Raw genomic sequence first — 23591 nt, forward strand, 5'->3', positions numbered from 1 at the left:
ATATTTAATGGTGATGAAGTGTATGTTGTTACCTTTTAATCGACATTTTTCAATAATCTGGAGAGTTGGATATTTACCAATGCCATTTTAGGGGTCGGTAAAAACCTATAGTCACGCGTCAGGAGACGCGCGCCAGCGGGGTCACGCGTCAGGAGACGCGCGCCAGCGAGGGTCTTTCTTCTTCATCCTGATCCATTTCATCATATTATAATCAGAAGCGGCCAATAATGTGTTGATCGAATCGCCAGCAGTAAAATAAGTTTACACTTGTTGATTACTTTTACTTTTTATCCTAAAACGTCAAATATTTTTAAAAACATCAAATTGTGTAATAAATAGAATTAACATATACTTAAAATATTGTTTATAAAGCATATAAGTTAAATTTTAGCTATTGACAATTGTGTATATATTTATTAAAATGATACTTAAGTGTAAATAATTATTTTACACATTTGTCGAAAACGTCTTTTTTTGATGTATATTTACATTGTATTTCACAAGTGAGTTATTGTCTACGTAAAAAATCTTACCTATGATTACTCGTCTACTCCTCCCGGCAATCATAATTTTTAGCCTTAACTCAACTTTCAACCATGTTTTCGGTCAAACAATTGCTGTAGGTCATATCTCGGCTGAAGTAGTAGAAGCTGTTAGTGCTTCTTCTTCTATTTCTACCGATTTTAACCTTGTCAATCTAAACTCTGCCAGGTCAGAAAATGTGGCACTGGGAACCATCGAACTCAATTCAGGTGTTGATGTAGCCTGCAACCTTACTTTGAAGTCTGCTTCATTATCGGATCAATCTGGTAATGGGTTTACAGTAGAACCTGTTGCTACCTATACCGGTGCCCGCGAATCACAAAGAATTGATGGCAGTCAAACCATCGAACTTGCCGGAAAAGCATTATTGGCCTCCAACCAGGCTTCCGGTCTCTACCAGGGTTCATATACACTGGTATTTGCTTACAACTAGCCTCCTTCTTACCGACGTTGTTCAGCTTTTCTATATGCACCGGCACCCTTATGAGTGCCGGTGTTTTTTATTAATGCAAAATGTAGAATGCAAAATGCAAAGTTCAAAATGCGCTGGCAGTCTTAATGGAACGCGGATCCGCCGGCTGGCGGACGGATTACTACGCGGATTAAAACGGATAAATTTACAATTAGCACTATTTATTCGTGAAAATTCGTGGTTCAATTCGTGGCATTCGTGTTCCATTATCTACCATTTAACTACCATTTTCCCTACCGCAGGCATGTAGATTATTTTACACGGCGATAAAAAATCTTACACCCACCCTTACTTTTTTTTATTCGACCGATAGTTCCCATAATTTTCTTCAAAATATTTCTACTCTTTTAAGACATTGTAAATTAAGCCATTAAATATTTTTCATTTTAATTTTTTCATTTTGCATTTTGCATTTTTCATTCATTTTTGCTCTTTGGCACGACTTTGGAAATAGATATGGCACAACAACGAACTCACAAAAACTAACCTCACTCAAAAAACTCTACTCCAATGAAAAACTTACTCGCCCTCGCTATCATCGTTCTCGGATTCACTGCCACTTCTTTCGCACAGGTAACAGCAACTGCTTCAACCACAGCAACCATCATCACCCCGATCGCCATTGAAAAAGATGTAGATATGAATTTCGGTAACATCGCCGTTAGTCCAACATTAGGCGGTACCGTTGTTCTCCCAACTTCAGGAGCACGCACAAAGACCGGTGGAGTTACCCTCCCCGTAGTAACAGGAACCGTTTCAGCCGCTTCATTCACAGTAACCGGAGAAGGCAACAGCACATACTCTATCACTTTACCTTCTTCAGCCATCACATTGACCAGTCCATCAGGTACAATGACCGTTGAAAACTTTGTAAGCACCCCTTCCAACACAGGCGCCCTGAACAATGGCAGCCAGGAAGTAAAAGTAGGAGCTACCCTGAATGTAGGTGCTGCCCAGGCTGCAGGAACTTACACCAACGAATCCAGCTTATTCGTAACGGTTAACTACAACTAAGATATAACAACCAAAAACCCCCGTAGATACAAGGTTCTCCTTGTATCTACGCTTTAAAAAAGTAATCACTGGATTTTCACTATTCACTTCAGCAGCATTGTCAATTCATCGGCAAACAGCAATTGTAAAATCAATTCCCTGATCAATAACTAAAGATTTACATACAAATAATTACTCCATACATTCAATGAAATTCATTCTCCAATATATCACCATAACACTCCTGCTTATCATAGTTGGAATCCGGGCCCAGGCCCAGACGGGAGTAGCAGCCAGCATGTTCGCTGAGGTGATTGCAGCCCTGACAGCTACGGAGAATTCGCAACTAAGCTTCGGGAAGTTCTCCCCGGAAACCAATGGAGGTGAAATTCATCTTTCACCCCAGGGCATGAGATCTGTCAATGGCAGCGTCGTGCTAAGCGGAGGGGGACATAGCAATGGAAGCTTTATCATCACAGGAGAGGACCAGGCTACTTTCAGCATCAGCTTACCTTCCGGACAATCATTACTCACCAATAGTACCGGTACAAAAACCATGATCGTTAAAGATTGGCAATCCAACCCAGCCCCCGGCATAGGAGCGGGAGTACTAATAGGGGGTACACTTGAAGTAAAAGTAGGTGCAACCCTTGTTGTTGGATCCATGAATGATAACCCGGTCGGAAATTACACTGGTACTTACTTTATCACTTTTGCCTATAACTAATACAAGATACTTTTTTCAGAAGTTGCCTTTTGCTTGTTTGGCGACAGATGTGCACCGGAGTTAGTCATGTTCTCCGGTGTTTCTTTTTTTAATGCAAAATGAAAATTGCAAATTGTAAAATGCAAAATGTGTTAGAGACTCCACCTTGGGGCGCTGGCTGTCCAAAAAGGAACGCGGATCAAACGGATGGGCGGTGGATTGAAACGAAAATTAATTACCTATTCGTTAACTCGTGTCCATATTTTCCCACCGCAGGCATGTAGATTATTTTACATGATGATAAAAAATCTTACATCCTCCCTCCATGATTTTTATACATACTATGATAAAGGCATTTTTCTCAAAAATATTTACAAATTTTTAATTCATTGTATATTAAGTTGTTACATACTTTTCATTTTGATTTTTTCATTTTTCATTTTACATTTTTCATTTATTTTTCCCTTTGGCACGACTTTGGAAATAGATATGGCACAACAACGAACTCACAAAAACTAACCTCACTCAAAAAACTCTACTCCAATGAAAAACTTACTCGCCCTCGCTATCATCGTTCTCGGATTCACTGCCACTTCTTTCGCTCAGGTTACCGCAACCGCTTCAACCACAGCAACCATCATCACCCCGATCGCCATTGAAAAAGATGTAGATATGAATTTCGGTAACATCGCCGTTAGTCCAACATTAGGCGGTACCGTTGTTCTCCCAACTTCAGGAGCACGCACCAAGACCGGTGGAGTTACCCTCCCCGTAGTAACAGGAACTGTTTCAGCCGCTTCATTCACAGTAACCGGAGAAGGCAACAGCACATACTCTATCACTTTACCTTCTTCAGCCATCACATTGACCAGTCCATCAGGTACAATGACCGTTGAAAACTTTGTAAGCACCCCTTCCAACACAGGCGCCCTGAACAATGGCAGCCAGGAAGTAAAAGTAGGAGCTACCCTGAATGTAGGTGCTGCCCAGGCTGCAGGAACTTATACAAATGAATCCAGCTTGTTTGTAACAGTTAACTACAACTAAGCATTAAGATAAACAGAGAGATGGAGGAAACGCTGCCGCTGGCAGCGTTTTTTTTGTTTCCAGGTGTGATGAATTCCCCTTGTTCCAGAGTGATTTAATTCATCTGGTTTTTCTTTATTACAAATGACCTTCAAAGCAATTAATATTAGGCCTCAATAGATGTTGGAGCCTCTATTGTTTTTGATAAGAAATGGTTATGAAAAAAGAAAGCACATTGCACACTAGATCTTTAAGCAAGTTGATGACTCGTATCCCACTGCTTGTGATACTTACTTTGCTTCTGTCAACAACCCTGATTGACAAAGCTTTAGCCCAGGGAAACTTACTGATAACGCCCAGAAGAGTTGTCTTTGAGGGGGCAACAAAAACGCAGGAATTGAATCTTGCTAATACAGGTAAGGATACTGCAAGGTACAATGTTTCAATAGTTCAATACAGGATGAAGGAAGATGGCTCATTTGAAGAAATTGCAGAACCTGATGCAGGCCAAAATTTTGCCGATAAGTATATTCGGTTTTTCCCGAGAAGTGTGACTCTTGCTCCTAATGAAGCGCAGGTAGTTAAAATGCAATTAACCAAGACCAATCTCTTAACTCCCGGGGAATACAGATCTCATGTTTATTTCAGGGCAGTACCTATTGAAAAAGCCCTGGGAGAAGAGGATAATACACCTGATTCAACGGGGATTTCCGTACGATTGGTGCCCATCTTCGGAATTACCATCCCGGTAATAATTCGGGTTGGTGAATCTACCACAAATGTCTCCTTCTCAGAATTGAAATTTGAAATGCTGGATGATACACTAGCAAGGTTAAACCTGGCATTTAACCGTACCGGTAATATGTCGGTTTACGGAGATGTTAAGGTAAACTATTCTGCTCCTGATGGGAAGATCACGGAAGTAGGAGTGGTAAAAGGTATTGCGGTGTACACACCTAATTCAATTCGGCGCTTCAAAATGGATCTCCGGAAAGTGGAAGGGGTGGATTACCGTCAGGGGAAATTATTAGTCACCTATTCTACTCAATCTGAGCAAAAGCCTGAAAAGCTTGCTGAGGGGGAGTGCATTCTTAAGTGAAAACAAAGAAAATTTGTTCCTGAACTCATCATTATTGCTTCAACCTATGAGTAGATATTACCAGTTAAGAATTCTGATTCTTATTATCCCAATTGGGTTGCTGTTTTGTAGCCGGTTAAATGCCGCTACACGAACAGCTTCAGCATCAGGGAACTGGAATAGTACGACTACATGGGGTGGGAATGCTGTTCCTACATCAGCTGATGCAGTAGTCATTAATAGTGGTGTTACAGTTACGGTTAATGTAGCAGCAGTTTGTGCCTCCATTAACTTTACAACCGGAACATCCGGAGCGGCCTTACTAACCATTAGTGGAACCAATACACTGACAGTATCAGGCAATGTCACCGTTCAACGACCTAGTTCAACAAGTTTGAGTAACACACTTGCAGTTAATGCCGGTTCTCTTTCATGTGTATCGCTGGCTATTCAGGCTACAACAAGTACCAGGATTTCAACGGTTTCACTTTCTACGGGTACAATTACCGCAACCGGCAACATTACAACATTAGGCGTCAGTTCAAGGGTCACTTTTACAGGTGCCGGTCTCATTAGTGTGAATGGGACTTTCATGAGTGGAACTGCCGGCACACTTACAGCAGCTACTGGAACAGTAAGATATAATGCTTCCGGTAATCAGACTATCGGAAATTATAGTTATTATAACCTGACATTAGCGGGAAGTGGGACTAAAACCGAGTCGTCAGCCACTGTTAATGGAACATTATGCATGGAGGGTACTGCCACTATTTCCGGTACAATAACCTATGGGGCCAATGCCACGTTGAAATATAATACTTCCACATCCAGGTCAGCCGGGGCTGAGTGGTTCTCTACATTTGTTGCCGCAGGAGGGATCATAATTGACAATACAGGAACAATCACACTGAATGCGGCAAAAGTGGTGAATTCTCCTTTGGTTATAGCATCAGGTAGTACCCTTGCAAGTGGCAATTATAATCTGACCCTTTCCAAAGATATAACAAATGATGGCACTTTTATTCCCGGGTCTGCTACTGTCACATTCAACGGATCCTCTAATCAAAACCTGGCAGGAGAAAGTGCTATATTATTCAATAACTTAACAATTAATAATACAGCAGGAATTACATTTTCAGGAACTGCTAATGAAATTGTAAATGGAACACTTACTCTTTCTAATGGAATAATTTCGACAGGATCCAATGTATTACAAATGGGAATTCTGCAATCCTATCTGGTGCAGGTTCCTCAAAATATATCAATGGTAATCTGGAAAAAGGAATACCAGCGAATACTGTCTCCAGTTCATTTTGAGGGAGATGATAGCCAGGATTATACACCTTTAACAATTACGTTCTCAGGGGAAGCACTATCAGGTCGGGATCAATTTCAGCTTCAACCAATCCAACAGATCATCCAAGTATAAATTCTTCATTATTTAACCCACTTTGAGTGTTAATAGGATTGGACATTAAACAACAATGGAGTATCTGGTTATTCATCCTATGAGTAGTACATTTAATTTCAATTTAAATGACATTGATGCAGGTGCCACTTATACTTCATTTGTAATTGGTAATTATTCTGATGAGAATTGGAATTATCCTGTAGTAGGTACACTTTCAGAAACAAGTAGTGTGGCAACGGGAGTATCCTTTTTTGGTGACTTTCAGGTTGGGGAGTGCGTCGAACCTTCAGCTCCAGGTACAATTATAGGAATCACCGCACCTTGTCCAGGGGCTGAAGATATTATTTACTCAATAGAAAGTAATAATGGATATAGCTATTTATGGACAGTACCTTCCGGATGGGCAATTACATCAGGCCAGGGAACATCTTCAATAGCCGTACATGCAGGCAATGTTGGCGGAATAATCGAAGTATCAGCTAATAATGGTTGCAGAATCGGAACAGCAAGTACTCTTAATGTTACTATCTCCACTGTGCCAAATCAACCATCTGCTATTACAGGTGAAAATTATGCATGTTTAAATGATGGAGATCTTAGTTACTCAGTAAACCAGATTCAGGATGTAAATTATACATGGCAATTGCCGGAAGGATGGATACAAACAGGTGGAGGAAATACTAACTCGATAGTGGTAGTACCTTATGAAAGTACCGGATATATCCATGTTATACCCTATAATTTATGTGGGAACGGACCAAGCATTTCAATTCCAGTCATTGGTTTTGCTCCCCCTGAAGTAATTGTAAATTCAAATCTATCTTCAGTTTGTTCAGGAAATGAAGTTGTTCTTTCTGCGAGTAGCTCCCCTGAGTCACCTGAAGCTAACCTTTTAAATGAAAACTTCAATGAGAGTACAAATAATTGGCTGACAATTAATAATTCAGTTAATGGTATATTTGATGAAGCAGCCTGGTATCTTCGTCCTGATGGTTATGTGACTGCTTATAGCGGGACAATTCACTCCAATGATTACAGCCAGTTCTATTTTTCCAACAGTGATGCTCCCGGGAATGGTTCTACTACTTCTACAATACTGCAATCACCACCAGTGAATACTACTGGTTACAGTTCACTGACATTAAGTTTTTATCATCATTTCAGGGTATACTTACCTGGTGAATACGGAAAAATTCAAGTTTCCACAGATGGATCCAATTGGACAGATTTTTATACTTATAATTATACGGTTGGCTCTTCTACATCTTTTTCCAATGCTATCCACAACCTGAATGATTATATTGGTTATCCGACAGTTTATATCCGATTTCATTATTATGCACTGTGGGGGTATTATTGGGCAATTGATAATGTCAGTTTGACCGGGACACCTGTTAATAATAATTATTTATACAGTTGGACTGCAACTCCAATATCTACTGCAGGATTACCTGCCGGTTCTGGAATACCTTCAGCGGATAATGCAACAATTAATGTAAACCCTGAGGCTAATACATCTTATTTTGTTACTTCGACATCACTCAATGGTTGCAACTCCTCCGATAGTACTAATGTTTTAGTGATTGAGAATGAGCTTACCTCGATCATCATTGAAACGACTACCACTTCAATTTGTGAAGGATCAAATGTTACATTTTCAGCCATTTCAGAAAATGGAGGAGAAAATCCTACTTTCCAATGGAAAGTGAATGGTATTAATGTTGGATCAAATAATTCAACTTATACAAGTAGTTCATTATCGAATAATGATGAAATAACCTGTGTCCTCATTTCCAATGCCATTTGCGTGACAGGGAATCCCGCAACCTCTAATTCCCTCACAATGACTGTAAATCCGGATCTTCCCGTCAATGTGAGTATTACTGCCTCTTCAAATCCGGTTTGCTCAGGTACAATCGTTACATTCACAGCTACACCAGTAAATGGAGGAAGCTCACCTACTTATGTATGGAAAGTGAATGGTAATAATGTAGGTTCAAATAGTTCTACATACAGTACTGCCGGATTATCGAATTATGATATTATTACTTGCACTTTAACCTCAAATGCCAGCTGCATTTCTGGAAGTCCGGCGACTTCAGATCCTATAATCATGACAGTGATGCCTGTGTTAGCAGCGTCTGTTTCCATCGCCGCATCAGCCACAACAATATGTTCGGGTACCAATGTCACTTTTACTGCCACTCCTGCCAATGGAGGTTCATCTCCAACCTATCAATGGAAAGTAAATGGATCAAATGTTGGAACCAACAGCTCAACCTATTCCAACAGTTCGCTCGCAAATGGCAATACCGTGACTTGTGTCATGACCTCAAATGCTACTTGTGCAACCGGGAGTCCTTCAACATCGAATACAGTCACTATGACTGTAAATCCCAACCTTCCGGTTAGTGTCAGTGTCTCTGCTTCAGCCACAACTATCTGTTCCGGAACCAGTGTCACTTTTACAGCTACCCCTACGAATGGTGGTTCCTCGCCAAGTTATCAATGGAAGCTTAATGGGTCCAATGTGGGAACGAATAGTACTACATATAGCAATAGTTCACTGGCAAACGGGAACACAATCACATGCCAGTTAACATCCAATGCTACCTGCGCGACAGGCAGTCCGGCGACATCCAACACTGTTACGATGATTGTTAACCCGAATCTACCAGTGAGTATCAGTATTGCCGGTTCTGCAACAACTATATGTTCCGGTACAAACGTAACTTTTACGGCAACCCCGGTGAATGGGGGTTCAACGCCTTCCTATCAGTGGAAGTTGAATGGAAGCAATGTTGGTTCAAATAGTTCAACATATACGAACTCTTCATTGGTAAACAATGATGTTGTAACCTGTATTTTAACATCCAATGCTACCTGTGCCACCAGCAGTCCGGCTACTTCGAATGCAGTAACCATGACAGTCAACCCAAATCTTCCTGTCAGTATAAGTGTTTCTGCATCATCAACCACCATCTGTTCCGGAACCAATGTTACATTCACAGCAACTCCAACCAATGGAGGATCATCACCTTCTTATCAGTGGAAGCTGAATGGCTCTAATGTGGGGACCAACAGCACAACATATTCAAACAGTGCTCTTGCCAATGGGAATACCATCAGTTGTGTAATCACTTCAAATGCAACTTGTGCGACAGGTAGTCCGGCTACCTCTAACACGGTTACTATGACAGTAAACCCTGTACTTCCTGCAAGTGTCGCAATATCAGCCTCATCCAACCCTGTTTGTTCCGGAACCAGTGTTACTTTTACTGCAACACCAACCAATGGCGGCTCAACACCAACCTACCAGTGGAAATTAAATGGGAATAATGTGGGGACCAATTCAACTACCTATTCAAATAGTGCATTGGTGAATTCAGATATTGTAAGTTGCGTTTTAACTTCTAATGCTACTTGCGTCAGTGGAAGTCCCGCAACATCAAATTCAGTTACAATAACTGTGAATCCTAATCTCCCGGTTTCTGTTACTGTATCAGCATCAGCAACAACCATCTGCTCCGGGACAAATGTTACCTACACTGCAACCGCAGTTAATGGGGGGGCTTCTCCAACTTATCAATGGAAATTAAATGGCAGCGTTGTTGGGACCAATTCTGCAACATATTCAAATGCTTCTTTAGTGAATGGTGATCAGGTAAAATGTGAATTGGCTTCCAGTGCGACCTGCGCAACAGGCAGTCCGGCTTCCTCGAACCTGGTAACCATGACCGTGAATCCGAACCTTCCTGCCAGTGTTACAATATCAGCTTCATCAACCAATATTTGTTCCGGTACAAGTGTCACTTTTACTGCAGTTCCAATAAACGGAGGAGCATCACCTGTTTATCAGTGGAAGCTTAATGGTAACAATACCGGGTCCAATAGTTCAACTTATACTTCTTCTTCATTGGTAAACAATGATATAATAAGTTGTATAATGACTTCTAATGCCACTTGTGCCACTGGAAGTCCTGCAACATCAAATGCGGTTTCAATTACTGTGAATCCAATCTTGCCGGCAAGTGTTTCTGTTAGTGCTTCATCTTCTACCATATGCTCAGGTACCAGTGTAACCTTTACTGCCACTCCTGTCAATGGAGGGGCGGCCCCTGTTTATTCATGGAAAGTAAATGGAAGTACAGTTGGCACAAATAGCTCAACTTTCACATCATCGTCCCTGGTCAATAATGATGTGGTTTCCTGTATAATGACCTCAAATGCAGTTTGTGTATCCGGTTCACCGGCGACATCAAACCTGGTGACCATGACTGTGAATCCCAATCTTCCGGTAAGTATCAGTATTGCAGCTTCAGCAACTACGATCTGCCCTGGAACCAGTGTTACTTTTACTGCAACACCGACGAATGGCGGATCTTCACCAGGTTATCAATGGAAACTAAATGGAAGTAATGTTGGGACGAATACCAGCACCTATGTTAATGCAAGTCTCGCAAATAATGACCAGGTAAGTTGTGTTCTAACATCAAATGCAACTTGTGCAACAGGAAATCCTGCAAGTTCAAATTCCGTTACAATGACGGTAAATCCTAATCTGAGCGTAAGTATTAGTATTTCTGCCTCAGCTACTACCATCTGTTCAGGAACCAGTGTCACATTCACTGCAGTCCCGACAAATGGGGGATCATCACCATCCTACCAGTGGAAATTGAATGGGATTAATGTTGGGACAAATAGTAGCTCTTATTCAAATTCCACATTGGAAAATGGAGACATTGTTAATTGTGTAATGACATCAAATATTGGCTGTGCGACAGGAAATCCTGCAACTTCCAACTCGATAACCATGACTGTAAATCCCAACTTACCTGTCAGTGTATCCATATCAGTTTCCGAAAACCCAATTTGTTCAGGTAGCAATACAACGTTTACAGCAACACCGGTAAATGGTGGGACAACACCCGGTTTTCAATGGCAGGTGAATGGTTCCAATGTTGGGAGCAATTCAGCCACCTACAGCAGTTCAAGTTTGGTTAATAATGATGTGGTGAGCTGCATTCTGACATCCAATGCAACCTGTGCAACAGGAAATCCAGCGACTTCCAATTCGATCACAATGACAGTAAATCCAAATTTACCTGTCAGTGTATCTATTGTAGCATCTTCGAACCCTATATGTTCCGGAACCAGTGTAACTTTTACAGCCACTCCAACCAATGGCGGGACTACCCCGATTTATCAATGGAAACTGAATGGTGTTAATGTAGGCACTAACAACCCGGTATATTCAAGCTCAATATTGGCAGATGCCGATGTGGTAACCTGTGTGCTTACATCAGATGCGACTTGTGCGACAGGAAATCCTGCGACATCAAACAGTATAACCATGACGGTGAATCCCAATTTACCTGTTAGTGTTTCGATCGCAGTTTCTGCTAATCCTATTTGTTCTGGCAGTAGTGCGACTTTTAGTGCCACACCTGCTAATGGAGGGGCATCTCCCACTTATCAATGGAAAGTGAATGGGACAAATGCAGGTACAAATTCTGCCTCTTTTGTAACTTCAGGTTTGAGCAATAATGATGTGGTGAGTTGTATTCTAACCTCAAATGCGACCTGTTCAACAGGAAATCCTGCAACATCCAACCCGATAACGATGACGGTAAATCCGAACCTTCCTGTCAGCGTATTGATTTCTTCTGACCCGGGCAATATCATATGCAGTGGTGGCAGTGTCACTTTTACTGCTACTCCTACAAATGGAGGAAGTAGTCCAGGTTATCAGTGGAAGAAAAATGGGGTGAATGTTGGAGCGAATTCGACAAGTTACACTGATGCTACCCTGGTGAATGCTGATGCAATTACTTGTATACTGACCTCCAACCTCACTTGTACTTCAGGGAACCCGGCAACCTCCAATTCCATTGGTGTGACCGTTAATCAAACACCAACGGTTCCAACATCAATCCTTTCAAGTCCGACAGCTATTTATTCAGATCATTCCACACCTATCACGCTCACTGCCAGTGGCGGGGGCGGAAGTGGGGCTGTGCTTACCTGGTATACCAATGCTTGTGGCTCAGGTTCCCCGATTGGGACAGGCAGCCCTTTATCTGTTGATCCACCCTCAGTTACAACAACATATTATGCCAGATGGGAGAATGGTACCTGTTATTCCAACTGCATTAGCACATCAATTACAGTTTATGCAAATTATCGTTCTAAAGCGAATGGTGACTGGGACAAAGCTGCTACATGGGAAATATACAGGGCAGGCAGTTGGGTGGCAGCAGCAGCAGCACCCACTTCCCTGGATGGTACGATAACCATTTGCAGTCCTTATACAGTTACTGTTACCGCAACAGCGGGTTATTTCAACGTGGATGAAGTTACGATTGATGCCGGTGGGAAGTTGACCATCAATGTATGTCCTTCAAACTGGTGGTTCAATATCATGAATGGCCCGGGTACAGATATTACCATTAATGGTATCATGGAATACCAGGATGATAAAGTTTCAATGGCTTCGGGTGCTACTATGCTGGTTGGGAATGGAGGTAAATTTCAGCATAACCTGAATTATACCGGGAACTATCCGATTACTGTGCCAACAGCCACCTGGGATCTAAACTCGACTTATGAAGTATTATCTTCCAATCAACTAAATATTGCTGCAGGGATGAATCAGAGTTTTGGCCATTTCACATGGAATTCTACAGGCCAAACCAGTGATATAAACCTCAATGGCGGACTAACAACTGTGAATGGTAATTTTTCAGTACTCTCAACGGGTACGAAAGTGCTCTACCTTACAAATACCTCTGCACTTACTCTTAATATTGGCAAGGATTTAATTATTCAGGGCGGTATTCTTGATTTTAGTTCAGGAGCAGCTGGCACTAAAGTCGTGAACCTGTCAGGCAATTACCTCCAAACAGGTGGAATCTTCAGAAATACTAATTCCGGTGTTCTAACCTTCAATTTCAAAGGTGCCGGAAAAACATTCACCCAATCCGGGGGAACACTTACTTCTACTTATTTCAACTGGGATGTAGCCACTACAGCTTCATTGACATTAAACAACCATTTACCCGTAAGTTCAGGAAGATCATTTACACTGAATGGTACACTGGACTGCGGATTAAATGCTATTACCGGAGCCGGGACATATACAATGAATAATGCAGCAAAGCTAATAATGGCTTCACCGGCTGGTATTACGAATGTTCCCGGGCAAGGAAATATTCAATCTACAGCAAGCACTTTTGGAACCAATTGTGACTTTGAATTCAATGGAGTAACAGCTCAATCCACCGGAAACAGGTTGCCGAGCATCATCAGGAATCTTATTATTGGAAATACTAATGGAGTATCTCTTACAAATTCTACTTTACTCAACGGGCAATTAGCGCTCCAAAGTGGGGAGTTCATTCTTGGCAATATGTCGTTCACCCTGCAGAATACAGATACTCCTATTCTCAAAACAGAAGGCACAATTTCCACTTCTCCAGGTTCTAACCTTTCCTTTGGTTCACCCGGAAATATTTCAGGGAATGCATTCGTGATTCCTGATAATGTATTTACAACAAATCCTTCTTTAAATAATTTCTCTATTCACCGCACGAATAGCCTGACCTTAAACAACCAGGAAATGTCAGTTTATGGTACCGTTTTAAGCAATGGTCCATTGAATACAAATAATAACCTGACACTTAAATCTACTGCCAGCCAAACCGCATTGATCGATGGATCCGGGAGCGGAAATATAACAGGAACCGTCACAGTTGAACGATATATACCTTCAGGTTTTGGCTATAAGTACATTAGTTCACCGTTTCAAACGATGACTGTTGGAGCCTTATCGGAGTATGTGGATTTATCAGCAGATTTCCCCAATTTTTACAGATATGAGGAGGACCGACCTGCTTCAGGTTGGATAAACTACACTAATCCGTCAGGAGTCTTACTTCCGATGACTGGTTATGCCATTAACCTTGGGGAAAGTATGACACCACTGACTTTGGAAGCTACTGGAAATGTGAATAATAATCTGAATAGTTCATTATCACTGTATAATCATAATCAAACCTATACCCTGGGATTTAATTTAGTAGGAAATCCTTATCCATCTCCTGTCGATTGGAATTCAGCCAACGGATGGACCCGGACCAACATTGACAATGCCATTTATTATTTTAATGCCGGGGTTACAGATCAGTATTCCGGCACTTACAGCTCCTATGTAAATGGAATTTCCAGTGATGGGTATGCAGATAATGTTATTCCAGCCATGCAAGGTTTCTTTATCCATGTTACAGATGGAAGCTACCCGGTTCAAGCTGTTTTTGGTCAGGATAACAGGGTTAGAGTTAACAACCTGACTCCGGATTTCCATAAAGGTTTAATGCAAAACTTCAAACCTTTGGTCCGGTTATCAGCTTCTTATTCCACAAATCCTGATGAATCCGATTACCTGGCTGTTTATTTTGAACAAGGAGCCACACCTGGATTTGATGCAGAATTTGATGCGCTAAAATTATTGAATACTGACAAGGAAGTTCCCAATATTTTCACCCTGAATACATCAGGTGAAAAGCTCTCTATTAATGCACACTCATCAATTATTGACAGTAGTTGCATAATCCCTGTCGGGGTAAAATCAGCAAAGTCGGATTGGCTGGATTTCAAACCTGAGTTAGTAGAGATGTTGCCTCCAGGGATGAAAGTATTTCTGGCGGATGAAATTACAGGTGAGATCCAACAGGTTGATGAACAATTTGCTTACCATGCTTTTGTTTCAGAAGGGGAATCCCTGGATAGGTTCAGCCTGATATTCAGTTACAAGGATATCAGCCATATTCCTCCTGTAAATGATCAACTAAATGCCTATTATTCAGATCATAAACTGAAAGTTTACATGGATCTCTCCCTGGGTTCTAAGGCTAATTTAATTGTAAGTACGATGCTGGGTCAGCAGGTATTTAATCAATCTCTCAATGGTAGCGGCACGCATGAACTGGATTTGGAAGTTCCAACCGGGATCTATCTTATCAGCCTGCAAACTTCCAAGGGGATTATCTCAAGAAAAATTTTCATTTCGAACCTATGAGAACAATACTAAGATTCAGCGGAATTGCATGTTCAAAATGGGTATTCTTTTTCTTTACCCTAAGCTTGCTGTTTCAAACCAGCTTATTAAGCGCCCAGGAAGATCCCCCCAAACCGATGTCGGTCACAACTTTTCAGAATCTGAGCTTTGGTGCGATTATCCAGGGATACAATGGTGGAAGCGTTATCATATATCCCAGTGGTTCCAGGTCGGTAACAGGAGATATTCTCCAGGCAAACCTTGGATATGCTTACTACCCGGCAATATTTGAGGTAGGGGCAAACCTGGGAACCCTTGTAACTGTATTAAATGGCCCTGATATCGTTCTTACAGGCAGTAACGGAGGAAGCATGATCTTACATTTAGGCGAAACCGACCCTCCATCACCTTTTATTAATACTCTAACTCCACCAGGCTTAACACAGGTAAGAGTTGGAGGAACCCTTTATGTTGGAAATGCACTGGCCAACCCGGCAGGCTCCTACAGCGGTACATTCTTCATCACATTTATCCAGGAGTAAATTAATGATTCAGAGATGTTGAATAAGGTTTTCTTACTTTTCTTCCAAACACAAAGCTTGCTTAAAAGTAAGCTGGGCGGGGGTATGAAATACCTGTTCCTTTCTGTAATCTTACTACTTTCTGCTACTTTATCAGCCCAGAATGAAGAAGATTATGATGAAATCACTGTTTACCTGGCTGTTCAAAAAGTAGGGACCATTGAAATATCTGCAGTGATCATGAATGAACAGGCATACCTTCCTGTTACTGAATTATTTGATTTCCTTAAGATTAAAAACCAAATTTCGTCAAATCTGGATTCTATTACCGGGTTCTTCATTAGTCCCAAAGCCCAATTTCTGATTGACTATAATGCGAACATGATTACCCTTCAGGATGTAACCACCAATTTACCAGCCGGTGCTTTTGTCAGGACAGAGACGAATTTATATCTTCATACCAGGTACTTTGGACAGGTTTTCGGATTGAATTGTTTTTTCAATTTCAGGAGCCTGGGAGTTATATTGGACACAAAACTTGAACTCCCGATTATCAGGGAGATGCACCAGGAAGAGATGCGCAAGAACATCAATAAATTAAAGGGAGAAGTTAACGCAGATACTGTTTTGCCCCGGTCATATCCGTGGTTTCACTTTGGGAATGCCGATTGGTCAATTATTACCAGTCAACTGATTAATGGCAGAAATGATACCCGTTTGAACCTCGGTTTGGGTGGTGTAATCGCAGGAGGAGAGGCAAATGTCTCCTTACTTTATAATAATCATCAGCCTTTTAAAGAAAAACAGCAGCAGTATCTTTGGAGATATGCCAATAATGATCATCGCATGGTCAGACAGGTATTGGCTGGGAAAATTCCATCACAGGCTACATCATCGATTTATGCCCCTGTGGTAGGAGTGCAAATCACCAATACACCAACAACATTCCGTCGTTCCTTCGGGACTTATTCCCTGAGCGATAAAACTGAACCCGGCTGGACTGTAGAGCTTTATGTGAATAATGTACTGGTGGATTATACCAAAGCTGATGCATCCGGTTTTTTTACTTTTGAAGTTCCGCTTGTATATGGTAATTCTGCGGTTTTGCTTAAGTTTTTTGGTCCATGGGGTGAAGAACGCATCAAGGAACAAAACATCAGCATCCCCTTTAGTTTCCTTCCTCCCGGTGAATTTCAATATACTGCCGGTGCTGGAATTGTGGAGGATAGTCTAAGCAGCCGCTATTCCAAGGTAAGTATGAATTATGGACTTACCAGGAGAATGACTATTGGCGCCGGAACTGAATATTTATCTTCGGTAAAATCAGGAACTGTAATGCCTTACCTGAATACTTCGCTCCGGCTTGCTTCAAGTTTGCTGCTAAATGGTGAGTATATCTATGGTGTTCGAACCAAGGGGCTTCTAACCTACCGACTTCCTTCGAATCTTCAATTTGAATTGTATTTAGCCAAGTATGACAGAAATCAGAAGGCAATCAATTATAATTATCTGCAAGAACGTAAAGCTATTGTTTCTATCCCATTCAGGGCCAGGAGTATTTCTGCTTTTACACGATTAACACTGAGCCAGATTATACTGCCGGAATCTGATTATACTACTGCAGAATTCATGTTGTCGGGGGCAATTATGGGTGTGAGTACAAACATTACCACCTATGCAATGTTTATCGACCCAGCCCATCCCTATGCCTATAGTAATCTTTCCTTATCCTTCAGGTTGCCGGCTTCCTTTGTTTTGATTCCCCAGGTGCAATATGAGTATAATAACAATAAGCTGATATCTCTGAAATTCGGACTTGAAAAACATGTGTTCAGGCATGGATTCGTGAATGTTTCTTATGAGAAGAATTACCGGAGTAAACTACAGAACCTGGAATTTGGGTTCAAGTATGACCTTGCTTTTGCCCAAACAGCATTTACAGCCAGAAGGGTTAATTCCAATGTGATGTTGACACAGTCGGCCCGTGGTACCATCATGATGGATCGTAAAACGGATTATCTGCATGCCGGAAACAGGTCAAGCATGGGCAAAGGTGCCATTACGATCATTCCTTTCCTTGATTTGAACTGCAATGAAAAGCAGGATACAGGCGAACCCCGGGTGATTGGGTTAAACCTGCATACCAATGGGGGTAGAATGGAATTTAATAAAAAAGACTCAACCATTATAATATTTGACCTGGAGCCCTATTCTTCACAGATTATTGAATTTGACAAAAACAGTTTTGATAATATTGCCTGGCAGCTGAGAAAGCCAATAGTTAAAGTAAGCGTGGATCCCAACCAGTTCAGGAGGCTGGAAGTCCCGATTTCAGTCTATGGAGAAGCTTCCGGAATGATATATTTGAATGGTCCGAGATCACAAAAAGGCCAAAGCAGGATTATCATCAATTTCCTGAATGAAAATGGGAATATTATTGGAAGGACACTTTCTGAATCAGATGGTTATTTCAGTTTCCTTGGGCTTCCTCCCGGTAAATACATTGCTAAGGTCGATTCAGTTCAGATGAGTAAAGTAAAAATGAATTCTTCGCCTGGAATGATTCCTTTTGAAATTATGAGTGACCAGGATGGAGATATTGTAGATGACCTGGAATTTATCCTGGAATCGACGGCTCAGGAAACTAAAGTTGTTATAAATTCTGTAAAGGAAGAAGATCCGAAACCGTTACAGGCTGATACTGAGAATACAACCAGGCCAGCTCAAAAGTCTGAACCTGCTGCAAATACGAAAACAGAAAAAGGGGTAAGCGAAACCTCATTAAAAGTTGAAGAGAAAAAGTTTTCAGATACTAATAATTTTACACTGAAAACCGGAGATATCGTCATTCAGATGGGCGCTTTTAAATCCTCAGAAAGTGCAGAAAAAATGAAAGGACGTTTAGTGGAAGCCCTTAATAAAGAAGTGGTTATACGAAATGAAGCAGGTTTCTACAGGGTCTATGTAGTAGGATTTTCATCCCGACAGGAAGCAAATAACTTTTTACCGGTTGTAAAGAACCGGGGATTCAAAGATTTCTATATCATTAAGATAAAATAGAGATCCTATCACGGAATCCAGATACAGTTTTATTCCTGTATAAGATTATACCTTTCAATCTTAGCGTTTAAAGTAGGCCTGGTAATATCGAGATACCTGGCTGCTTCTACTTTATTCCACTTCAGTTCATCCAGAACCCTTTTGATATGGAATTTCTCAAGGTCCGCAAGTGTTTTGTAATGAGAATCAATGCTACTATGGTCTACTACAGACTGACTTCTTGAAATTAAGGTAATGTTCTCTTTCTCAAGCACATCTGTTTTCGACATTACAATGGCTTGAAGGATCGTATTTTCGAGTTCCCTAACATTTCCTTGCCATTCATGTTCCTGCAGCAGTTCAATAACTCCATCACCAATCTTTACTACACTCTTGTTAAATCGCTTATTGAGTTTGTGGAGGAAATGGATAACCAGATCCCTGATATCATCTTTTCTCTCCCTGAGAGGAGGAAGGTTGATGGTGAATACTTTTAAACGGTAATAGAGGTCTTCGCGGAATTTCCCTTGTTTAATCAGCTCTTCCAGGTCCTTGTTGGTAGCTGCTATAATCCGGGCTTTCATTGGAACTGTTGCTTCACCACCTACTTTTTCAAATTCCAGTTCCTGGATAACACGTAATAATTTAACCTGGGTATTCAGTGAAATTTCACTGATTTCGTCGAGGAAAATAGTTCCTTCACCTGCCAGTTCAAATTTCCCGCTTTTATCACGTATAGAACCGGTAAATGAACCTTTAACGTGGCCGAATAATTCACTTTCCAGTAATGATTCAGTAAGAGCACTGCAGTTTACAATGACCAGTGGTTTTTCACGGGTGATGCCACTAAAATGGATCAGGCGGGCTATCAATTCTTTCCCTGTCCCTGTTTCCCCCTGGATCATTACATTCACCTTATTCATGGAAATACGCCCGATATTCTTGAAGATTTCCTTCATCTGGGGTGTTTTGCCAACAAGCAGGTTATCAACTAATACGGTAGAAATGTCATCCGGGATCACCTCATTCAGGCTACTGCTCACCTTAACTGAATTAAGGGCATCTCTGACAACTGTTTTAAGATGGGAAGATTTAACCGGTTTTTCCAGGTAATCGAAGGCTCCCATCTGAATGGATTTGATGGTCAGCCCAACATCTCCAAAACCTGTTAACAGAATAACCGGCAGATTACTTTTGATTTTTCGGACTTCAAGCATCACTTCCAGGCCATTGATCCCCGGCATCAGGTAATCAGTGATTACCACGTCCGGACTCTCCCTCCTAACGGTAGCCACTCCGCTTTCACCATCCACAGCTTCGAATAAGATATAGCCTTCTTTCTTTAGTGTTTCCCGCATTATCTGGCGGTTCCACTCATCATCATCAATAATCAGTATTTTGTCCATATCACCCGAATTTGTGAGTTAATTGGTTAATTTGTGTGGAGAATCATTATATAGTTGAATGACAATCAGGTACAATACTTACATTCCACAAATATAATGAAAATTGATTTTTCAAACATCCTTTTTTCAAAGCATTTCTTGACATTGATGAATGTAGTGTGTAATAAAACAAGAAGGGCCTCCAATGGAAGCCCTCTCTAGCATAAAGCGTTTGTTCAGCTTAAACAACCACCCGTCAGTGCAAGGGCGAAATCGCCATTAACGGTGGATTCTTTAAATACTTTTCCTTGATAAATAATTTTAACATGCACTTCAGCATCAGGCTGATTTGATTGTGCGGAAAAATAAACATAGTCCCCATCATGAGCGATAAAGCTATGATGCCAGTGCTTTTTGGCATGTGCGATCTGGTTTGTGACATCATCATTGCTTTTGTAAGTGATATTATAATCGCTTGCAGAACCTGAAAGGATAAACTTAACTTTCCCTTCCTTGTGATGATGTTTCAGGGCTTTGAAAATACTAAAAGATGTATTCATAATTGTCCCGGTTTTACATTAAAGATAGGGAATTATGAAGGCAAAAGCAAGGGGCTCGGAAAACTAAAGTTTGTCTTAAAATAAAAAAGGAGGGAAGACCCTCCAGTAATGCTTTAATCCTTTGTAATTCCTATTCTGCAAGAATAAGAATCTTGTTTTTTAGTACTTCAACAACACCCCCGTTCACTTCAAAGAATTGTACCTGATTTTGCAAATCAATGAGTTTGATTTTACCTTTTTTAAGAACGGAGATGAGTGGGGCATGATTATTCATTATTTCAAATGAACCATCGAGTCCCGGAAGTTGGGCCAGGCTAATCTCACCGGTGAAAATGGTGGTATCAGGGGTAACAATTTCTATTGTCATGTACTAAACTTACTGGGATAAAATGATGATGTTTATTTTGAACTTTATTGTCCTGCCAGCATCTTTTTGCCTTTTTCAATAGCTTCTTCAATTGTACCAACCAGGTTAAAAGCTGATTCCGGATACTCATCAACTTCTCCATCAAGGATCATTTTAAATCCTTTGATGGTATCTTCGATGGAAACGAAAGTCCCGGGGATACCGGTAAACTGGGTGGCAACAAAGAAAGGCTGTGAAAGGAAACGTTGAACGCGACGAGCCCTTGATACAACGAGTTTATCTTCGTCGGATAACTCATCCATACCAAGAATGGCAATAATATCCTGGAGTTCTTTATAGCGCTGAAGGATGGCTTTTACACGCTGTGCTGTATTATAATGTTCTTCTCCTACAACTTCCGGGGAAAGGATACGTGAAGTAGAATCAAGCGGGTCAACTGCAGGATAAATACCTAATTCGGAGATCTTACGGCTTAATACGGTAGTAGCATCAAGATGCGCAAAGGTTGTAGCAGGAGCGGGGTCAGTAAGGTCATCAGCAGGTACATAGATAGCCTGAACTGAAGTAATGGAACCTCTTTTGGTTGAGGTGATACGTTCCTGCATCAAACCCATTTCAGTAGCCAGTGTAGGTTGGTAACCTACTGCAGAAGGCATACGGCCAAGTAAAGCTGATACTTCAGATCCGGCCTGGGTAAAGCGGAAAATATTATCTACAAAGAAAAGAATATCACGGCCACCACTTTTTTCATCTCCGTCACGGAAATACTCTGCCATCGTTAAGCCTGAGAGAGCAACACGTGCACGTGCTCCGGGGGGCTCATTCATCTGTCCGAACACAAGAGTAGCCTGTGATTCAACAAGTTCCTTAGGATCAACCTTCGAAAGGTCCCATCCACCTTTTTCCATATCTTCGAGGAATTCATGACCATATTTAATAACTCCTGATTCGATCATTTCCCTTAATAAGTCATTTCCCTCACGGGTTCGTTCACCAACACCTGCAAAAACGGAAAGCCCGGAATAACTTTTTGCAATATTATTGATGAGTTCCATGATAATAACGGTCTTTCCAACACCGGCACCACCGAATAATCCAATCTTACCCCCTTTAGCATAAGGCTCAATAAGGTCAATAACCTTGATTCCGGTATAAAGGACTTCTTTGGTTGTAGTGAGGTTCTCAAATTTTGGCGGATCCCTGTGGATACTGTATTCCTTTTCACGTGACACAGGTTGAAGACCATCAATGGCATCACCAATCACATTAAATAATCGGCCTTTCACATAATCTCCCACAGGCATTGAAATAGTTTTTCCTGTAGCAACTACTTCCATACCACGACTCAATCCATCAGTTGAATCCATCGCGATGGTACGAATGGTATTTTCACCGGTATCCTGCTGGCATTCCAGAACAATAATATTACCAGTGGTACCTGTAACAGTAAGTGCATCATAAATGTTGGGAAGGGGAACATTTTCATCAAAAGTTACATCCACAACGGGGCCGATAATCTGAGAGATTTTGCCGACAATCTTTTCTGACATAAGTAATTGGTTTAAAACGCAAATTTAAGAAACTTCCGATATGTAACAATGCCGATATTTAAAATGATTCAAAACAGTAATGAAAATAATCATCAGAATATCAGATTTTCAGGGCAGTAGTATAAATGGTACATATAAAAAACCCATGAATCAGGGACTCATGGGCAAATATGGTTTGATTTGAAGATCAATCTTATTTTTCCGGAAGGGTGGGTTCCTGGTTGTCCTCAGCTGTTTCGGACACATTGCCTTGTTCTGTTTCGCCTGGAGTCTCATCCACTTTATGCACCTGGAAGAAACTCCTTTGGAAAACGATCAGGCTAAGCACACCTGTTGTGATGGCTGAATCAGCAACATTGAAAACAGGTCTGAAGAAAAGAAAAGGCTGTCCTCCCCAAAAAGGAACCCAGGAAGGGTATGTACCTTCAAGAATTGGAAAGTAAAACATGTCTACTACCTTTCCATGCAGGAAAGTGCTATAGCCTCCTTCGGCAGGGAATAAACGGGCTACATTAAAATAGCTGCTTTCGCTGAAAATCACTCCATAAAAAGCACTATCAAGGATATTACCAATAGCTCCGGCAAGGATCAGGGAGAAACAGGCAATCAGGCCAAATTTCTCCTTTTTCTTAGTGAGATGGTAAATATATCCTATGAGAAAAAAAACTGCAATTATTCTGAATAAACTTAAAAACAGCTTTCCATAGTCGCCGGCAAACTGCATACCAAATGCCATCCCATTATTTTCAGTGAAATGGATGATAGCCCAGTTTCCGGCCATTCTGATCTCTTCACCCAACATCATATGAGTCTTGATCCAGATTTTAACAATCTGATCAACTAAAAGGATCATAAAGACGATAAGCAATGATTTCTTCAAAGCCA

Annotated in this window: 14 protein-coding genes; 9 read left to right on the plus strand and 5 right to left on the minus strand. The window is 41.1% G+C overall.

All coding sequences use genetic code 11. The features are described 5' to 3' along the window. Window positions 1–535 precede the first annotated feature (535 nt). The 9 genes from IPH84_07975 (at window position 536) to IPH84_08015 (ending at window position 18865) form a co-directional block, all read left to right on the plus strand. Window positions 536–976, plus strand: a complete 441-nt coding sequence (locus tag IPH84_07975) for a hypothetical protein (GenBank protein ID MBK7173157.1) — start codon at window positions 536–538, stop codon at window positions 974–976. Between the two features lie 549 nt (window positions 977–1525). Further along, window positions 1526–2029, plus strand: coding sequence for a DUF4402 domain-containing protein (locus IPH84_07980; GenBank protein ID MBK7173158.1), 504 nt, complete (start codon window positions 1526–1528; stop codon window positions 2027–2029). Window positions 2030–2216: 187 nt separating this feature from the next. After that, a complete protein-coding gene (locus IPH84_07985) occupies window positions 2217–2735 on the plus strand; it encodes a DUF4402 domain-containing protein (protein ID MBK7173159.1) in 519 nt (172 codons plus the stop codon). 522 nt (window positions 2736–3257) lie between these two features. Next, a complete protein-coding gene (locus IPH84_07990; protein ID MBK7173160.1) occupies window positions 3258–3761 on the plus strand; it encodes a DUF4402 domain-containing protein in 504 nt (167 codons plus the stop codon). A 241-nt stretch (window positions 3762–4002) separates the two neighbouring features. Continuing rightward, on the plus strand, window positions 4003–4839 hold the full coding sequence (locus IPH84_07995; GenBank protein MBK7173161.1) for a molecular chaperone: 837 nt from the start codon (window positions 4003–4005) through the stop codon (window positions 4837–4839). Between the two features lie 46 nt (window positions 4840–4885). Next, a complete protein-coding gene (locus tag IPH84_08000) occupies window positions 4886–6247 on the plus strand; it encodes a hypothetical protein (protein MBK7173162.1) in 1362 nt (453 codons plus the stop codon). Window positions 6248–6326: 79 nt separating this feature from the next. Further along, the gene (locus IPH84_08005) at window positions 6327–15305 is read left to right on the plus strand and encodes a T9SS type A sorting domain-containing protein (protein MBK7173163.1); all 8979 of its coding nucleotides are present in this window, start codon (window positions 6327–6329) and stop codon (window positions 15303–15305) included. Further along, the gene (locus tag IPH84_08010) at window positions 15302–15826 is read left to right on the plus strand and encodes a DUF4402 domain-containing protein (protein MBK7173164.1); all 525 of its coding nucleotides are present in this window, start codon (window positions 15302–15304) and stop codon (window positions 15824–15826) included. The genes IPH84_08005 and IPH84_08010 overlap by 4 nt, the downstream gene beginning before the upstream one ends. Before the next feature lie 84 nt (window positions 15827–15910). Continuing rightward, entirely contained in the window at window positions 15911–18865 is a 2955-nt protein-coding gene (locus tag IPH84_08015; protein MBK7173165.1) for an SPOR domain-containing protein, read from the plus strand. Window positions 18866–18894: 29 nt separating this feature from the next. Here the strand turns inward: IPH84_08015 and IPH84_08020 are convergent, their stop codons facing one another. The 5 genes from IPH84_08020 to IPH84_08040 form a co-directional block, all read right to left on the minus strand. Continuing rightward, entirely contained in the window at window positions 18895–20250 is a 1356-nt protein-coding gene (locus IPH84_08020) for a sigma-54-dependent Fis family transcriptional regulator (GenBank protein ID MBK7173166.1), read from the minus strand. A 215-nt stretch (window positions 20251–20465) separates the two neighbouring features. Further along, window positions 20466–20789, minus strand: a complete 324-nt coding sequence (locus IPH84_08025; protein MBK7173167.1) for a hypothetical protein — start codon at window positions 20787–20789, stop codon at window positions 20466–20468. Between the two features lie 130 nt (window positions 20790–20919). Beyond that, complete coding sequence (gene atpC / locus IPH84_08030) at window positions 20920–21156, minus strand: ATP synthase F1 subunit epsilon (protein ID MBK7173168.1); 237 nt, start codon at window positions 21154–21156, stop codon at window positions 20920–20922. Between the two features lie 44 nt (window positions 21157–21200). Then, window positions 21201–22706, minus strand: a complete 1506-nt coding sequence (locus IPH84_08035) for a F0F1 ATP synthase subunit beta (protein ID MBK7173169.1) — start codon at window positions 22704–22706, stop codon at window positions 21201–21203. Window positions 22707–22899: 193 nt separating this feature from the next. Next, the gene (locus tag IPH84_08040) at window positions 22900–23586 is read right to left on the minus strand and encodes a lipoprotein signal peptidase (protein MBK7173170.1); all 687 of its coding nucleotides are present in this window, start codon (window positions 23584–23586) and stop codon (window positions 22900–22902) included. Window positions 23587–23591 lie beyond the last annotated feature (5 nt).

The sequence above is a fragment of the Bacteroidales bacterium genome (genome assembly GCA_016707785.1).
Taxonomy (GTDB): Bacteria; Bacteroidota; Bacteroidia; order Bacteroidales; family UBA4417; genus UBA4417.

Excerpts from the sequence above, each read along its gene's own strand:
- IPH84_08005 (MBK7173163.1), top strand. The coding sequence starts at position 6,327 with ATGAGTAGTACATTTAATTTCAATTTAAATGACATTGATGCAGGTGCC.
- IPH84_08020 (MBK7173166.1), bottom strand. The coding sequence starts at position 20,250 with ATGGACAAAATACTGATTATTGATGATGATGAGTGGAACCGCCAGATA.
- IPH84_08010 (MBK7173164.1), top strand. The coding sequence starts at position 15,302 with ATGAGAACAATACTAAGATTCAGCGGAATTGCATGTTCAAAATGGGTA.
- IPH84_07995 (MBK7173161.1), top strand. The coding sequence starts at position 4,003 with ATGACTCGTATCCCACTGCTTGTGATACTTACTTTGCTTCTGTCAACA.
- atpC (MBK7173168.1), bottom strand. The coding sequence starts at position 21,156 with ATGACAATAGAAATTGTTACCCCTGATACCACCATTTTCACCGGTGAG.
- IPH84_07980 (MBK7173158.1), top strand. The coding sequence starts at position 1,526 with ATGAAAAACTTACTCGCCCTCGCTATCATCGTTCTCGGATTCACTGCC.
- IPH84_07990 (MBK7173160.1), top strand. The coding sequence starts at position 3,258 with ATGAAAAACTTACTCGCCCTCGCTATCATCGTTCTCGGATTCACTGCC.
- IPH84_08035 (MBK7173169.1), bottom strand. The coding sequence starts at position 22,706 with ATGTCAGAAAAGATTGTCGGCAAAATCTCTCAGATTATCGGCCCCGTT.
- IPH84_07975 (MBK7173157.1), top strand. The coding sequence starts at position 536 with ATGATTACTCGTCTACTCCTCCCGGCAATCATAATTTTTAGCCTTAAC.
- IPH84_07985 (MBK7173159.1), top strand. The coding sequence starts at position 2,217 with ATGAAATTCATTCTCCAATATATCACCATAACACTCCTGCTTATCATA.
- IPH84_08025 (MBK7173167.1), bottom strand. The coding sequence starts at position 20,789 with ATGAATACATCTTTTAGTATTTTCAAAGCCCTGAAACATCATCACAAG.
- IPH84_08000 (MBK7173162.1), top strand. The coding sequence starts at position 4,886 with ATGAGTAGATATTACCAGTTAAGAATTCTGATTCTTATTATCCCAATT.
- IPH84_08015 (MBK7173165.1), top strand. The coding sequence starts at position 15,911 with ATGAAATACCTGTTCCTTTCTGTAATCTTACTACTTTCTGCTACTTTA.